The sequence below is a fragment of the Sphingorhabdus sp. genome (assembly GCF_023910635.1).
GTDB lineage: Bacteria > Pseudomonadota > Alphaproteobacteria > Sphingomonadales > Sphingomonadaceae > Sphingorhabdus_B.
Genome location: NZ_JAAVVZ010000019.1, coordinates 1 through 15023 on the forward strand (window position 1 = coordinate 1; position 15023 = coordinate 15023).

Annotated in this window: 15 protein-coding genes; 10 read left to right on the forward strand and 5 right to left on the reverse strand. The window is 57.8% G+C overall.

What is annotated here, in order from left to right; all coding sequences use genetic code 11:
• From HEQ34_RS10835 to HEQ34_RS10845, 3 genes are all read right to left on the reverse strand, one after another.
• Positions 1–1374: Ppx/GppA family phosphatase (locus tag HEQ34_RS10835; RefSeq protein WP_296200305.1), on the reverse strand; the 1374-nt coding region annotated here is incomplete at its 3' end.
• Positions 1375–1379: 5 nt separating this feature from the next.
• Positions 1380–3503 carry an RNA degradosome polyphosphate kinase gene (locus tag HEQ34_RS10840; protein ID WP_296200307.1) on the reverse strand — a complete coding sequence of 708 codons (2124 nt, stop codon included), beginning with the start codon at positions 3501–3503 and terminating at the stop codon, positions 1380–1382.
• A gap of 361 nt (positions 3504–3864) precedes the next feature.
• Complete coding sequence (locus HEQ34_RS10845) at positions 3865–5121, reverse strand: IS701 family transposase (RefSeq protein ID WP_296195891.1); 1257 nt, start codon at positions 5119–5121, stop codon at positions 3865–3867.
• A 153-nt stretch (positions 5122–5274) separates the two neighbouring features.
• Between HEQ34_RS10845 and HEQ34_RS10850 the strand changes: the two genes are divergently transcribed.
• The 10 genes from HEQ34_RS10850 to HEQ34_RS10895 all read left to right on the forward strand — a co-directional run bounded on the left by HEQ34_RS10850 (position 5275) and on the right by HEQ34_RS10895 (position 13960).
• Entirely contained in the window at positions 5275–5937 is a 663-nt protein-coding gene (locus tag HEQ34_RS10850; RefSeq protein ID WP_296200369.1) for a helix-turn-helix domain-containing protein, read from the forward strand.
• Between the two features lie 100 nt (positions 5938–6037).
• Positions 6038–7696: a cytochrome-c oxidase, cbb3-type subunit I gene (gene ccoN / locus HEQ34_RS10855; protein ID WP_296200309.1), complete on the forward strand. Its 1659-nt coding sequence runs from the start codon at positions 6038–6040 to the stop codon at positions 7694–7696.
• Positions 7697–7708: 12 nt separating this feature from the next.
• Complete coding sequence (gene ccoO / locus HEQ34_RS10860) at positions 7709–8455, forward strand: cytochrome-c oxidase, cbb3-type subunit II (RefSeq protein WP_296200310.1); 747 nt, start codon at positions 7709–7711, stop codon at positions 8453–8455.
• Positions 8452–8610: a cbb3-type cytochrome c oxidase subunit 3 gene (locus tag HEQ34_RS10865; protein ID WP_296200311.1), complete on the forward strand. Its 159-nt coding sequence runs from the start codon at positions 8452–8454 to the stop codon at positions 8608–8610. Before ccoO ends, HEQ34_RS10865 begins: the two co-directional genes overlap by 4 nt.
• On the forward strand, positions 8603–9535 hold the full coding sequence (ccoP, locus tag HEQ34_RS10870) for a cytochrome-c oxidase, cbb3-type subunit III (protein WP_296200312.1): 933 nt from the start codon (positions 8603–8605) through the stop codon (positions 9533–9535). The genes HEQ34_RS10865 and ccoP overlap by 8 nt, the downstream gene beginning before the upstream one ends.
• Complete coding sequence (gene ccoG, locus HEQ34_RS10875; protein WP_296200313.1) at positions 9522–10991, forward strand: cytochrome c oxidase accessory protein CcoG; 1470 nt, start codon at positions 9522–9524, stop codon at positions 10989–10991. The genes ccoP and ccoG overlap by 14 nt, the downstream gene beginning before the upstream one ends.
• Positions 10988–11455, forward strand: coding sequence for a FixH family protein (locus HEQ34_RS10880; protein WP_296200314.1), 468 nt, complete (start codon positions 10988–10990; stop codon positions 11453–11455). Before ccoG ends, HEQ34_RS10880 begins: the two co-directional genes overlap by 4 nt.
• Positions 11452–13581, forward strand: coding sequence for a heavy metal translocating P-type ATPase (locus HEQ34_RS10885; RefSeq protein ID WP_296200315.1), 2130 nt, complete (start codon positions 11452–11454; stop codon positions 13579–13581). Before HEQ34_RS10880 ends, HEQ34_RS10885 begins: the two co-directional genes overlap by 4 nt.
• Positions 13578–13727 carry a cbb3-type cytochrome oxidase assembly protein CcoS gene (gene ccoS / locus HEQ34_RS10890; RefSeq protein WP_296200316.1) on the forward strand — a complete coding sequence of 50 codons (150 nt, stop codon included), beginning with the start codon at positions 13578–13580 and terminating at the stop codon, positions 13725–13727. Before HEQ34_RS10885 ends, ccoS begins: the two co-directional genes overlap by 4 nt.
• Complete coding sequence (locus tag HEQ34_RS10895) at positions 13724–13960, forward strand: hypothetical protein (RefSeq protein ID WP_296200317.1); 237 nt, start codon at positions 13724–13726, stop codon at positions 13958–13960. The genes ccoS and HEQ34_RS10895 overlap by 4 nt, the downstream gene beginning before the upstream one ends.
• Before the next feature lie 63 nt (positions 13961–14023).
• On the opposite strand, the gene HEQ34_RS10900 is transcribed toward HEQ34_RS10895, so the two are convergent.
• Complete coding sequence (locus HEQ34_RS10900) at positions 14024–14689, reverse strand: OmpW family outer membrane protein (protein WP_296200319.1); 666 nt, start codon at positions 14687–14689, stop codon at positions 14024–14026.
• Between the two features lie 26 nt (positions 14690–14715).
• Positions 14716–14904: a DUF2892 domain-containing protein gene (locus HEQ34_RS10905; RefSeq protein WP_296200320.1), complete on the reverse strand. Its 189-nt coding sequence runs from the start codon at positions 14902–14904 to the stop codon at positions 14716–14718.
• Positions 14905–15023: the final 119 nt, after the last annotated feature.

Sequence of the window (15023 nt, forward strand, 5' to 3'; positions counted from 1 at the left end):
CCGCACCGCTGAGCCGCTTAAGTGCAGCCGTAACGTCGCGCCGTCGCCGTCGATGCGGCTGTTGGGTAATGCGCCGCCGGTGCCGCCGTCGAGGCGGTGGGCCAAGCGGATGGCTAGGCCCCAGATAACGGCTTGCGCCAGCGCGCCGGGCTTGGCCAAGGCAAGCAGCATTTCGGGCAAGGTCCGCTTTCCGGCGTGCACCGTCCACAGGGCCGCCGCGATGACCGCGCGGTCGCTGGCGCTGACGCCGGGCCAACTGCCGTCCAATGCAAGGTCGAGTGCGTGGTCGGCGCGATATTCGGGGTTCACGTTCCACACGCTGTCGGACAGCAAGCACGCCGCGCGGCACAATCGTGCGTCATGCGCGCTTTGCCCGGCAAAGACCGGCGCAATCCATTGGGCCAGCGTATCACCGTGAAAGGGAAAACGCCCCAGCCGTTCGCCTTCAAACCGGGCCGCCGCGATCAACGGGTCTTGGCTGCGCTCCTCTGCGGTCAGTTGTTCGTACAACAACCCCTCACGCAGGCCGTAGATGCTCGTCACAAGCTTGCGGGGCTTTAACAGCCCGATTATGCCACCCAATAAAGCGGTCGCCCCCGGCAGCGCCGAAATACGGCCCGCAGCGACGACGTTTGACCGCGTCAGGGCATCGCGATCTTGCGCAAGCGGCGCGAGCAATTCGGGTGCCTCCGGCGGCATTTCATAATTGGATAATATGGTCAGCGGATAGCCGGTTTCATGCATATACAACCGCGCAAAAGTCCGCCACGAACCGCCGATCATGTAAAAGGGCAGGCCGGTTTCTATCGGAAAGGCGCTTTTGCCCATCGTTCTGGCAATATCATCGCGCAGCATTTGCGTGATTTGCTTGGCCGATTTGCCCGTCAAAATGTCATGCCGTAATGTGCCAAGTGGCAGCGACACCCGCGCGCCCAATTTGCCGTCGGCTATGCGGATAAGTTCAAGGCTGCCGCCGCCCAAATCGCCGACATAGCCATTGGCGAAGGGATTGTCGCTGAGCACGCCATAGCCCGCCGCCGTCGCCTCGGCATCGCCGTCCAGCACATCGACGCGAATGCCCAAGGCAGCGGCCTTATCGACCAATTCCTGACCGTTTTTCGCTTCGCGCGTTGCGGCGGTGGCGACCACGCGCATGCTGTCGACCTTCATCGCGCGGGCAAGTGTTTCAAAGCGGGCCAATGCGGCCAGCGCCTTTTTCATCGTCACCTTGTCAATTTCGCCGTCGCCTGCAAGGCACGCACCCAGCTTTACGCGGCTTTTTTCATTGTAAATGGGCAAAGGTGCGCGCGGCGATCCGGCATACACCACGAGCCGGACCGTGTTGGAGCCAATATCTATGACGGCCTGACGCACCGCCTTCATCTTTGTCGGACGAGGCTCAGCGTTGGAACCTGCTTGTCATCCGCGAGCGCGCCTCCGCGTCCCGAAAGCGACGCATTGGTCATGAAATAATGATGCAGATTAAATGGCATGCTTCCGGCTTTCACCCTTTCATAACGCCCGTCCGGACGGAGCATCCAGCTTTGCTGATTGTCGAGCAGGTTTGCAACCATAACCTGATCAAGGATCTGGTCATGGACGGTAGGGTTTTCAATTGGCAGCATATATTCGACGCGGCGGTCGAAATTGCGCGACATCCAGTCCGCAGAGGAGATGAAGACCTTTGCATCGGGATTGGGCAGATCCGCGCCATTGCCCATCGCCCAGATGCGGCTATGTTCCAAAAAGCGGCCGACGACCGACTTTACGCGGATGCGCGACGACATGCCCTTTACGCCGGGCCGCAAACAACAAATACCACGCACCACAAGGTCGATTTCAACCCCAGCTTCGCTTGCCTGATATAATTTGTCGATGACCGCCTTATCGACCAGCGAGTTGAGCTTTGCCCAAACTGCGCCGGGCCGTCCGGCGGCGACATGGGCGATTTCATCGTCGATCAACGACATGACTTTTTCCCGCAAGCCAAGCGGGCTCATGGTCAACAGCTTCAGCTCCGATGGCGGGATATAGCCGGTGATATAATTGAATATCTGTCCGGCATCATGGCCGACGCGCGGGTCGGCGGTGAAGAAGCTGATGTCGGTATAAACTTTGGCTGTGATCGGGTGATAATTGCCCGTGCCCAAATGACAATAGGTGCGGAAACCATCCGCCTCACGCCGGACGACCAACGAAATTTTGGCGTGGGTTTTCATGTCGACAAAGCCGTAGACCACCTGAACGCCGGAATTTTCCAACTGCGACGCCCAATGAAGGTTTTGTTCTTCGTCAAACCGGGCCTTTAGCTCGACAATTGCGGTGACAGATTTGCCGGCCTCGGCAGCTTCACACAAAGCACGGATGACGGCGGATTGTTTTCCGGCGCGATACAATGTTTGCTTTATGGCCACGACGTCCGGGTCCACTGCGGCCTGTTGCAGGAACGCGAGCACGACGTCGAAGCTTTCATAGGGGTGGTGGATGACGATGTCTTTTTGGCTGATCGCCGAAAAACAATCGCCATCATGTTCCAATATGCGTTCGGGAAAACGCGGGGAATAAGGCGGGAATTTCAGCGTCGGGCGGTCTTCGTCGACCAACTGGCTCAAATCGCCAATGCCCAAGAACCCGACGGTTTCGACAACAATCGACGCGCCTGCGCCAAGTTCGGAACGGATCAACGTCGCCAATTCGCTTGGCAGGCCTTTTTCCAGCTTCAGCCGGATAATCCGCCCGCGACGGCGGCGTTTGATAGCGCTGCGGAAATAACGGACGAGGTCTTCGGCCTCTTCCTCCACTTCGATATCGCTGTCGCGGATAATGCGGAATGCGCCAGCGGCGATCAACCGATAATCTGGGAACATTTGCCCCACGAAATGCTTGATCAACGCCTCAATGGTGACGAACCGTGTGCCAAGGCCGGGCAGCCGGACAAAGCGGGCGAGCGATTGTGGGATCATCACCAATTGCCGCACAACCTCTCCATCATCCTTGCGGCGCATATCGAAAATGAGGCTCAGGCCTTGGTTGGGAATGAAGGGAAACGGATGCGCAGGGTCCAGCGCCTGCGGGGTGAGCACCGGCAAGATTTGTTCGCGGAAATATTTGCCCACTTGCGTCTGCAGGGTCTTGCCCATCGCGGATGGTTGAACGATCTTAATGCCTTCGCCGGCCAGTTCCTTCATCAACTTGCGCCAAAGCTTTTGCTGCTGGATCATCAACCGGTCAGCGGCGGCAACGGTGTCGGCGAGTTGTTCGGAAGGCGTGCGGCCATCGATCGACAGTTCTTCGATCTTTCGTTGCTGCTGCCCGCGCAAGCCAGCCACGCGGACCATGAAAAACTCATCAAGATTGGTGCCGGAAATCGACAGAAAGCGCAGCCGCTCCAGCAAGGGGTGCGCTGGGTTCGACGCTTCTTCCAACACGCGTTCATTAAATTTCAACCACGACAGCTCGCGATTAAAATAGCGCGCATCGGCTGGCGTTTTTTGGGCTTTCAATCTGCTCGGACCTGGCACGGACTTCACGAAAAACTTCCTTCTTCAACTGCTAAGGCGCGGTGCCATGGAAACATTGCATATTTACGGCAGCAGACCGCCTTACTGTAACAGCATTGTCGCGCATATGTTATCATTGTTGTGCGGACAAGTTGCAGCCCCTGTCAACCAACAGCAACTTGGCGTGGTGTCGGGGCCAATTAGGGTCAGGACCACTTAAATCCACCTTCGCGGTTTGAGACGATTTTGACGCCGCGAAGGTGCATTTAAGTGGTCCTGACCCTAACACTACTTTGGCACTTTCTCATTATTGATGAATTTTCGGCAATGCGGGCATAGTGTTGGCGGCGGTTGGGCGAGAGCGTTAAGGATGGCTTGGCGCACTGCTGGCAGGCTGGGTTGTGGCGGAGGTCCGGAGATTCTTTTTTTCCCCTTTGGCCTGTTTGAGCCGCCGGGATTGGAGGAAGGCGAGCGCGATCATGCACATGAGGCAGTGCCGGTGCAGTCCTTGCCATGACCGCCCTTCGAAGTGATCAAGGCCAAGCTCTTCCTTAAGCTGCTGATGGGCCTGTTCACAAACCCATCGTGCCTTGATGGCCCCGGCAAGTTGCTTGATCGGGGTATCGGCAGGCAGGTTCGAGAGATAATATTTGCGTTCGCCGGTCGAACGATGTTCACCGATCACCCAGACCTCCTCACCGGGCAGATGCTGTGCCCCCATATCGTGGATGCGCTGAGTTGGCCCGTCGGCGACGCGCACCCGCACGGCGGCAAATCGAGCGGAAAGCCGTCCTTTGGTTCCCTTGCGCCAGCTGACCGTCCGCCAATTTGCAGCTTCCAGCATGGCTTTTGCCGTCACAGACTTCACGTCCGGGATATGGCGCTCGCGTGGCCTTCCCCTTCCTGATACAGGAAAGATCATGGTGACGTCGGCTGGATAGACCTTCTGTTTGTAAGGGATGCCCACGGCCCATGTTAGCCCACGCTCAGAAAGGCCCTGCCGGAACGGCGCGGACAGACCATATCCGGCATCAGCCAGCACACAGCCGAAGCGGACATCTGCTTGCCGAGCCCGGTCGATCTCTTCAAGGGCAATCTCGGGCTTGGTCCGGTAATCGCGGCGCGCTTCTGGCACTTTGGCGCGGTCAAGCCGTGCCAGATCACTGGTCCATATCTCGGGCAGGAACAGCCGCAAGCCTATCATCACCGGCACCTCCCGCCGCGCCAGTGTCAGCGATACCAGTGTCTGGCAGTTGGACGTCTTGCCCAGCGTCGAAGCATATTGCGGCGCAACCCCCACCGAATGCGTTCCCTTCTTGGGCAAAGACGTGTCATCGATGATCAACCAAGCATCGTCCCCGCCGATTTGCGCGTCCGCTTCTGTCAGTAAAGCTGTCTCCAATGGGGCCGCATCCCAGACGCCGCTCGAAACGAAATGGTGCAACTGGTCGTAGCTCGCACCCCCGCTACGGGCCGCCATGGGCTGAACACTCTTGCGATCCCCGGGCCCGATCAAACCAGCCACATACGATGGACACATCCGCCCCCGCGTCTTGTGCCGAAGCGCCGCAACAAACGGCTCTAGCCAAGCCTCAAGATCATCCCGCCAATCACCAACCATCGCCAGCCTCCATAAGCTAGCTCCCTATGAATCACCGATCCTACAAAAAGGGAATCCCCTAAATTACAAATCTGCCAAAGTAGTGCTAATTGGTGTTTACATTCATGCTTCCCAATCGTGTAATTTTCTGATTCAAGCTGCCGAAACAGCGCAATATGCGCCGCTTTGTCGCATGATGAACTCGATGCGTTGAGCAGACTTGGGCGAAAGCAGCGCGTGGTGCGTGGCCAGACGCTGGTATGGGAAGGTGACGACGCCATTATCGTCGCCAATATCATTTCCGGTATCCTGAAAGTTTCGATGAGCATATCTGACGGGCGTGAACAGATCGTCGGGGTAATTTTCCCGGCCGACTTCATTGGCCGGCCATTCGGGCAAAAAAGTCCATATAGCGTGACCGCGCTCAGCGACGCCGAATTATGTATCTTTTCGCGCTCCAGTTTTGATGCGTTCGCACGCAATCATCCGGCGCTGGAACATAAACTGCTCCAGCGGACTTTAGAAGAACTGGACCGTGCCCGCGAATGGATGCTGCTACTTGGCAAAAAGACAGCTACTGAGCGGATCGCGACCTTATTGCTCGAAATGTCTATCCGTTTGAGCGAAACTGGCTGTTCGGTTGAACAGAATGAATTAAACGAGTTTGCGTTGCCGTTAGACCGGCAGCAAATGGGCGATGTTCTCGGGCTGACTATCGAAACGGTAAGTCGTCAGCTTTCCCGCCTGAAGGCCGATGGCGTCATTGGCCTTCCCGACCGCCGCATGGTTTCGATTCAGGATCGGCGCCGTTTGCAGGATTTGTCTGCCGCCGCTTGAGGCGTTGTTTTTCTTCTGTTTGATCTGAATCAAGGAAGATCATGCTGCGCCGCCGCATGACAACGACAGGAGCCGTCATTTTGCGGCTCGGGGAAAGACTATGGATAAGCTTCTAACACGCGTCGGCGTGTTGTTCGTCGTTGCGCTTCTGGCCTTTGTAGCAATGGTATTGGGCGTCGATCAGGCCTTTTCTGTTCATATGGGGATTGCCTGTGTCGCCGCATTGATCGCGATGGCAGTGTCGATGAAAAAGTTCGATTTTCTAACCCAGCGTTTCCCCGTGCTCAGCGGCCCTACTGTAGCATCACGCTATGATGATGATCCAATCCGCTGGGGGGTTATTGCTACGATGTTCTGGGGCATCGCAGGGTTCCTTGTGGGGCTGATCATCGCGCTTCAGCTGGCCTTCCCGGTGCTAAACCTCAATCTGGAATATACTACATTCGGCCGCTTGCGGCCGCTGCACACGTCAGCAGTTATCTTCGCATTTGGAGGCAATGCGCTGATCGCGACGAGTTTCTACGTCGTCCAGCGCACCTGCCGGGCGAGACTCGCTTTCCCCGGTCTCGCCCGTTTCGTCTTCTGGGGCTATCAGCTGTTTATCGTGCTTGCCGCCACCGGCTATCTTATGGGCGTTACCGAGGCCAAGGAATATGCTGAGCCCGAATGGTATGTCGATATCTGGCTAACCGTTGTCTGGGTCAGTTATCTGGTGGTGTTTGTTGGCACTTTGGTCAAGCGCAAAGAGCCGCATATTTACGTCGCGAACTGGTTCTACCTTGCCTTCATCATCACCGTTGCGATGTTGCATCTGGTCAACAACCTGTCGATGCCGGTCAGCCTCTTCGGCTCAAAAAGCTATAGCGCCTTTGCTGGGGTGCAGGATGCGCTGACCCAGTGGTGGTACGGCCATAATGCAGTCGGATTTTTCCTGACCGCCGGCTTCCTTGCCATGATGTATTATTTCGTGCCCAAGCAGGCTGAGCGTCCGGTCTATTCCTACCGGCTTTCCATCGTCCACTTCTGGTCATTGATCTTCCTCTACATCTGGGCCGGACCGCACCATTTGCATTACACCGCTCTGCCCGACTGGGCGCAGACGTTGGGGATGGTGTTCTCGATTGTCCTGTGGATGCCAAGCTGGGGGGGAATGATCAACGGCCTGATGACGCTGAACGGCGCATGGGACAAGATCCGGACCGACCCGATCATCCGTATGATGGTAATGGCGCTCGCCTTCTACGGCATGAGCACTTTTGAAGGGCCGATGCTGTCGATCAAGGCGGTGAACAGCCTGTCGCATTACACCGACTGGACCATCGGCCATGTGCATAGCGGAGCGCTCGGCTGGAACGGCATGATCACCTTTGCCTGTCTCTATTATCTATTCCCGCGGCTCTGGGGACGGGCCCGCATGTATTCGCTACGGATGATAAACTGGCACTTTTGGCTCTCGACACTGGGCATCGTCTTTTACGCCTCTGCCATGTGGGTTGCGGGGATAATGCAAGGCCTGATGTGGCGTGAGTACGGGGCCGACGGCTATCTCGTTTACTCGTTTGCCGAAACGGTGGCTGCGATGTTCCCGATGTATGTCATCCGAGCCTTTGGCGGGCTGCTCTATCTCTGCGGTGCTCTGATCATGGTCTATAATGTCTGGATGACCGTTGCGGGCAAGCTCCGCGATGAAAAGGCGATGACCGAAACGCCACATAATCCCGACGCCGACCGCCCCTACGTCGCCGTTCCGGCCGAATAAGGAGCCATCATCATGACAAGCGACACCAAAACCGGAATGTTCAGCCACAAGAAACTGGAGCGCAATGTCACGCTGCTGGGGCTGTGTGCGCTGGGTGCCGTGGCGATCGGCGGTATCGTCGAAATCGCGCCATTGTTCTGGATCGACTCAACCGTCGAGAAGGTGGAGGGAATGCGGCCATACACCCCGCTAGAGCTGACGGGCCGCAACATCTACATGCGCGAAGGCTGTTATGTCTGCCACAGCCAGATGATCCGCCCGTTCCGCGACGAGGTCGAGCGTTATGGTGCGTATAGCCTGGCGGCCGAGAGCATGTACGACCATCCGTTTCAATGGGGGTCGAAACGCACCGGACCCGATCTGGCGCGTGTTGGCGGACGCTATTCGGACGAATGGCATCGTGCTCATCTTAAAGACCCGCGCAGCGTAGTGCCGGAATCAATCATGCCGCCCTATGCCTTTCTAGCAGGAAGGTCGGTCAAGGCAGGCGACATGTCTGCGCATCTTACGGCGTTGTCGCGCGTTGGCGTGCCCTACACCGATGAGGCTATCAAAGCGGCCGATGCCGATCTGATGGGGCAAGCCGACCCCAATGCTGACGGCGCCGCGCTAAAACAGCGCTACCCCAAGGCGCAGGTTCGTGATTTCGATGGAAACCCCGCCAAGGTTACCGAGATGGATGCCATTGTCGCCTATCTTCAGATGCTCGGAACGTTGGTCGATCGTCAAAAGGCCCAAGCACACGAGCAGCCGCGATGAACTATAACGATCTGCGGCACTTTGCCGACAGCTGGGGGCTGGTTGCAATGGGGATGATTTTTCTCGTCCTGGTCGCGTGGCCCTTTCGCAAAGGGGCATCCGGGCGAAATCATGATGCGGCGCATATCATATTCAGGGACGATGACGATGACTGAAAACAAGCGGATCGACGAGCCTACCGGCACGCAAACAGTCGGTCATGAATGGGATGGCATAGAAGAACTCGACACGCCGATGCCCCGCTGGTGGGTGTTCACCTTTTGGGGAACGATAGTCTGGGCATTAGCATATATCGTGCTTTATCCCGCAATCCCGATGGTAAACAGCGCGACCCAAGGCGTGTGGAACTGGTCGAGCCGAGGGCAGTTCGAACAGGAATTACAGGCCGAAGCAGTTCGTCGCGCGCCGATCACAAGCGCGCTTGCGGCAATTCCTGTCGAACAATTGGCGGGTGACGAACGGCTCTATCAGGCGGCCGTCGAAGGCGGACGCGCGGCGTTCAAAGTGCACTGCGTCCAGTGCCATGGTTCGGGTGCAGCGGGTTCGGCTGGCTATCCCAATCTCAACGATGACGACTGGCTGTGGGGCGGTGATATGCCTGCAATTCATTATACGCTGACGAATGGCATAAGGCAGCCAGACCATGACGAAACGCGTTTTTCGCAGATGCCGGCTTTTGCGGGTGTGTTGAGCAATGGCGAAATCGATGCAGTGACATCCTATGTCCGCTCATTGTCGGGTCTTGAAAAGGCAAGCCCAAAGTCGGCCACCGGCGCTGCATTGTTTTCCAACAATTGCGCGTCATGTCATGGCGTTGACGGTAAGGGCTTACGCGAATTCGGCGCGCCGAACCTGACCGATGGCATCTGGCTATATGGCGGGGACAAAGCGAGCCTGACGACAACCGTCAACAATGCGCGCTATGGCGTGATGCCACGCTGGAACAATCGTCTCGATCCGGTGACGATCAAGATGCTGGCAGCCTACGTGCATTCGCTCGGTGGCGGGGAAGCCAATCCCGCGCCAGCGGCAACACCGGTACCCGACCCGGCAAAGGTCGCATCCAATGTCAAGCCCTGAGCACCTCACTGGCCCGAACCAGCCGCTCTATGAGGCACGCAAGGGCGTCTATCCCAAGGCAGTCGACGGATTCTTCCGTCGGCTGAAATGGGGCATTATGGCGGTCACGCTGGCGATCTATTATATCACGCCGTGGCTGCGCTGGGATCGCGGACCTTATGCGCCTGATCAAGCGGTCCTCATCGATCTCGCGAACCGGCGTTTTTACATGTTCCAGATCGAAATCTGGCCACATGAATTTTATTATGTCGTCGGCCTGCTGGTCATGGCGGGTATCGGGCTATTCTTGGTGACCAGCGCGGTTGGCCGCGCATGGTGCGGCTATGCCTGTCCGCAGACCGTTTGGACCGATCTGTTCCAGCATGTCGAGCGCTATATTGATGGCGACCGCAACGCGCAGACCCGGCTGGAAACGGCACCGTGGGGCCCGCAGAAAATCGCCAAGCGCCTCGGCAAATGGTCGGTGTGGCTGTTTATCGCTTTCTGGACCGGGGGCGCGTGGATCATGTATTTCGCCGACGCGCCGACATTGGTGCGCGATTTCTGGTCTGGCGAGGCGGCACCCGTTGCTTATGCGACGGTCGGCATATTGACCGCAACAACCTTCATCTTCGGCGGCTTCATGCGCGAACAGGTGTGCATCTATATGTGCCCGTGGCCGCGAATCCAGACTGCGATGATGGACGAAAAGTCGTTGCTCGTGACCTACAAGGAATGGCGTGGGGAGAAACGCGGCAGTTTGAAGGCGGCGCAAGCCGATCCGGCTGCATTCGGCGACTGTATCGATTGCAACCAATGTGTCGCTGTTTGCCCGACAGGTATCGATATTCGCGAAGGGCCGCAGATCGGCTGCATCACCTGCGCATTGTGTATCGACGCCTGCGACAATGTCATGGCGCAAATCGGCAAGCCGCGCGGACTGATCGATTATTGCACATTGGACGATGCAGAGGTCGAAAAGGCGGGCGGCACGAGCCATCCCGTGTTGAAAACGCTCTTCCGTCCGCGCACGCTCATTTATTTCGGCATCTGGGTGAGCATTGGCCTCGCTATGCTGTTCACTTTGGGCCAGCGCACACGGCTGGACTTGGCGGTGCAACCGGACCGCAACCCGGTCTATGTCCGCCTGTCCGATGGATCGATCCGCAACAACTACACGCTGAAAATCCGAAACATGGAAACGCGGCCGCGTATTGTCGATGTATATGTCGAGGGGCTGCCCGGCGCAGTCGTCTGGACGCCCGCAGGCAAGCGCGAATTCGCGACGCAGCATATACATTTTGCTGTGGCACCGGATGCAGTGCACAAAGTGCAATTGTTCGTAGCCGCACCCGCTGAAGGCCCCGAGCATAGCGAGTTCACGATCAGCACCATCGCACGCACCGGCGACGAAAGCGGCGATAGCGACGCGGTTGTGTTCGAAAGGCCGGAAAACGAAGAAGAAGAAGAAGAATGAAAATTTTGATAAACGGCAAGTTCACCGGCTGGCACATGACCGCAATCCTGGTCAGCTTCTTTGCCATTGTCATGGCGGTGAACTTTTACATGGCGCGCATGGCGCTTGGCACCTTTGGCGGAACGGTCGTCGATAACAGCTATGTCGCCAGTCAGAATTACAACCGCTGGCTGGCCGAAGGCGACAAGCAGGACAGGCTCGGCTGGGCCGTCAACGCGGTGCTGACTGCTGATCGGTTCGTGGTGATTGATGTTCAAAAAGACGGTCGGCCTTTGCAGGGTGCGACTGCGATTGGTAATGCCCTGCATCCTTTGGGCCGCGCTGTCGAACAGCCGCTGGCGTTTGAAGCCACACCCGATGGCAAACTGGTATCAACGACCGCGCTGCCCGTTGGACGCTGGAATGTGCAGATATCCGTGCGCCAAAGTGCCGACATCTACAAAGTCGTAGAGCAACTCCAATGACAGCCGCAACCCCCAACCGCGCCCCTGTCGAATTGCCGGTGTCGGATTTCGCGATACCGGGCATGCGCTGCGCCGGTTGCATCTCGAAACTGGAGAGCGGGCTGGCCTTGCGACCCGGCATCGTCAATGCGCGGGTCAATTTTACCGCCAAACGAATCAGCGTCACCCACCTGCCCGAAATGACGATGCCGCAGCTGCTTGAAGCCATATCCGGCATTGGCTTTGAGGCGTTCGCGATTTCGGAAAGTAGCGGTGATAGCGACAATCACGAAGCCAAGCGCCTGCTTAAGGCGATGGCGGTGGCCGGTTTCGCGATGATGAACATCATGCTGCTGTCAGTGTCGGTCTGGTCAGGAGCCGGTGGTGTGACTCGCGACTTGTTCCATTGGCTGTCGGCGTTGATTGCGCTACCGACCTTGGCCTATTCGGGGCAGCCGTTCTTCCGTTCGGCATGGAGCGCGCTGCGCAAAGGCCGGACCAATATGGATGTGCCGATATCCATCGGCGTGACCATCACCACCGCACTCAGCCTTTATGAAACCTTTACCCACGGCCCGCACGCCTATTTCGACGGCGTGGTGATGCTGCTGTTCTTCCTGCTGACAGGTCGCTGGCTCGACGCGGTAATGCGCGACCGAGCACGCGATGGGGTGAGCGCTTTGCTCAAACAGACTTCGGCAGGCGCGATGGTGTTGCAACCTGGTAGCAAAACAGCGTGGTTCGACGCGAAGGCATTGAAGCCCAACATGGTGATGCTGGTCGCCGCTGGAGAACGCTTAGCTGCCGACGGTATGGTGACGGAAGGCGTTAGCAGTTTTGATCTGTCGCTGCTGACCGGAGAAACCACCGCGCAATCGGTAGTGGTTGGCAGCATCGTGCATGCGGGCACATTGAACCTAGACGCCCCGGTGCATGTCCGGGTCACCGCAGCAGGCGCAGATACCGCGATCGCGGACATTGCGCGGTTGATGGAGCAGGCGTCGCAGGGCAAATCACTGTATGTCCGGGTGGCCGATCGAGCTGCACGCCTTTACGCACCAGCCGTGCATATACTCGCCGCACTAAGCTTTCTCGGCTGGATGGTGGCTGGAGCCGGATGGCATGAAAGCCTGCTGGTCGCTGTCGCCGTGCTGATCATCACTTGCCCCTGCGCACTCGGCCTCGCGGTTCCCGCCGCACAGATCGTCGTGGCGGGCGCGTTGATGCGCGCGGGCATATTGGTGAAAGACGGCAGCGCGCTCGAACGTCTCGCCGAAGTCGATCTGGCGATGTTTGACAAGACCGGCACGCTCACCATGGGACGGCCAACGCCAATCAATCTGGCGGACGCAAATGGCGAGCAAAAACAAGTCCTTTTGGCTCTGGCGCGGGCGAGCCGTCATCCTCTGTCCGAAGGCATCAGGCGGGCGCTGGAAACTGAAGGTGTTGCCGCCGCCAAAATCGACCAAGTCCGCGAAGTGGCAGGAGCGGGGGTTTTTGCGACGGCCAATGGCCGCGCCGTATCGCTTGGCCGTCCGAATACGGAGATATCGCATGAAGCCCTTGCATCCGAACTTCAGATTCAGGGTAAGCCTTCCTTCGCCGTGCATTTCTCCGACCAGATGCGGCCGCAAGCAGCCGCGACGTTGGTCGAGCTTCAGTCGCTCGGATTGGCCTCGTCGATTATATCAGGCGACCGCGCTGTATCGGTCGCGCCAATTGCCCACGCCTTGGGTATAACCGCGCAAACTTCGATGCTGCCACAAGAGAAACTCGATGCCATCGCGCGGCAAAAGGCGGCGGGGCATAAGGTTCTAATGGTCGGCGACGGTCTTAACGATGGACCCGCACTCGCCGCCGGATATGCCTCGATTGCGCCTGCGTCGGCGAGCGATGCAGGCCAGAACGCCGCCGATGTCGTATTCATGGGTGACGCGCTAACCCCTGTCGCAACCGCAATCCGTGCGGCCCGCCGAACCCAGCACATTGTCCGGCAGAATTTCATTCTTGCAATCGGCTATAATGTGCTTGCCGTGCCGCTCGCAATAGCAGGTTATGTCACCCCGTTGATTGCCGCTGCCGCGATGTCAGGTTCGTCGCTGGTGGTGGTCGCAAACGCGCTCCGCCTCAAGAATGCAGCGAAATGACGGGGCTTGCTCTGCTCATCCCGATCGCATTGGGTCTCGGGCTGTTGGGCCTCGCAGGCTTTTTCTGGTCGATCAAGAACGGCCAGTTCGACGATGCTGATGGCGCTGCCTTGCGCATCCTGATCGACGAAGAGGACGAACTGTGAAGCAGCTCGCTACAATCCTCGCGATCATGATACTGGTCATGCCGCCAGCGCCTGCGACGGCAAAATCCATCATGATCGGCGTCTGCGGCGATGGCGATGTGCGTATTTCGATTCCGGTCAAGGCACCGCTGCCCGGCGAACGTGGCGATCATGGCTGCTGCAAAAAGGGGTGCCATGCCGCCAATGAGCGCAGGAAAAAGGCCGATGGCACCGCCGACGACGGTTGCTGCTGATACAAAAAGAGCGGCGCCTCTTCCTCAAGAAGCGCCGCCCGTGGCGTGACGTTTTCGCTGACCCTAGAAACGGAAACCCAGACCAACCCCAAAGACGATCGGATCGAGACTGATTTTCACGCGCTGCGTGCCAATCGCCGTGGTCGCCAGCCGCGCGGTCGTATCGATGTCGATATATTTAACGTCGAAGTTGAGGAACATCTTCTCGTTCAGATCAATATCGATCCCGGCCTGCGCCGCCCAACCGAAGCTGTCCTTCATGTTGACATCGGTTTGCCCGACGGCCGCCTCAAGACCGGCGGAGGGCTTTTCCGAATAGAATATCGTATAATTCAGGCCCGCTCCGACATAAGGGCGAACCTTGGCTTCCGGGGCGAAATGATATTGTACGGTCAAAGTCGGCGGCAATACCCAGGTCGATGCGAGCTTTCCGATACCGCCGGTCGTGCCGGTCTTGCCCGACGCGTTATGCTTGGTGGTTGCGGCGATGAGTTCGAGGCCGATATTGTTGGTAACCATATGAGTGATATCGACTTCGGGCATGATGCTGTTGTTGACCTTGACCTCTTCGGTCGGAAAGGTCGGCAATATCCCGCCCGAGGTTTCGGTCGGCGCAACCACGATGGCGCGCACGCGAACGAAGGTGTCGCCTGCTTCGGCAAGGGCTGGGGTGGAAATGGCGCTCGCAGCTATGGCGACCGGCAGCAGGCTGTACTTCAACAATTTCATTACTTTATCCTTTGGGAAGTGGTTGATTATTTTTTGCAGGTGCTGAAGCCAAAAGGCAGATACGCAGGGCACCAACGAAAGAGGCCGGTGAAGAGTGGGACAAGTCCAACCCAGCCCCATGCCGACTTCGGACCGACAAACACCATCGCGATCAGGATGATACCTAGGCTGATCCGGATCATGCGATCAAAACGTCCGACATTTGCGGTGCCCATATGTGTCACTCCTGTGCAGTTAAACTTCGGAATCAGTTACGCGTCGGACGCGGGCATGACATTGATCTCGCTCAAGAAACGGCTTGATCAGGATCAAAGACCAGTCGCTTGATTTAATC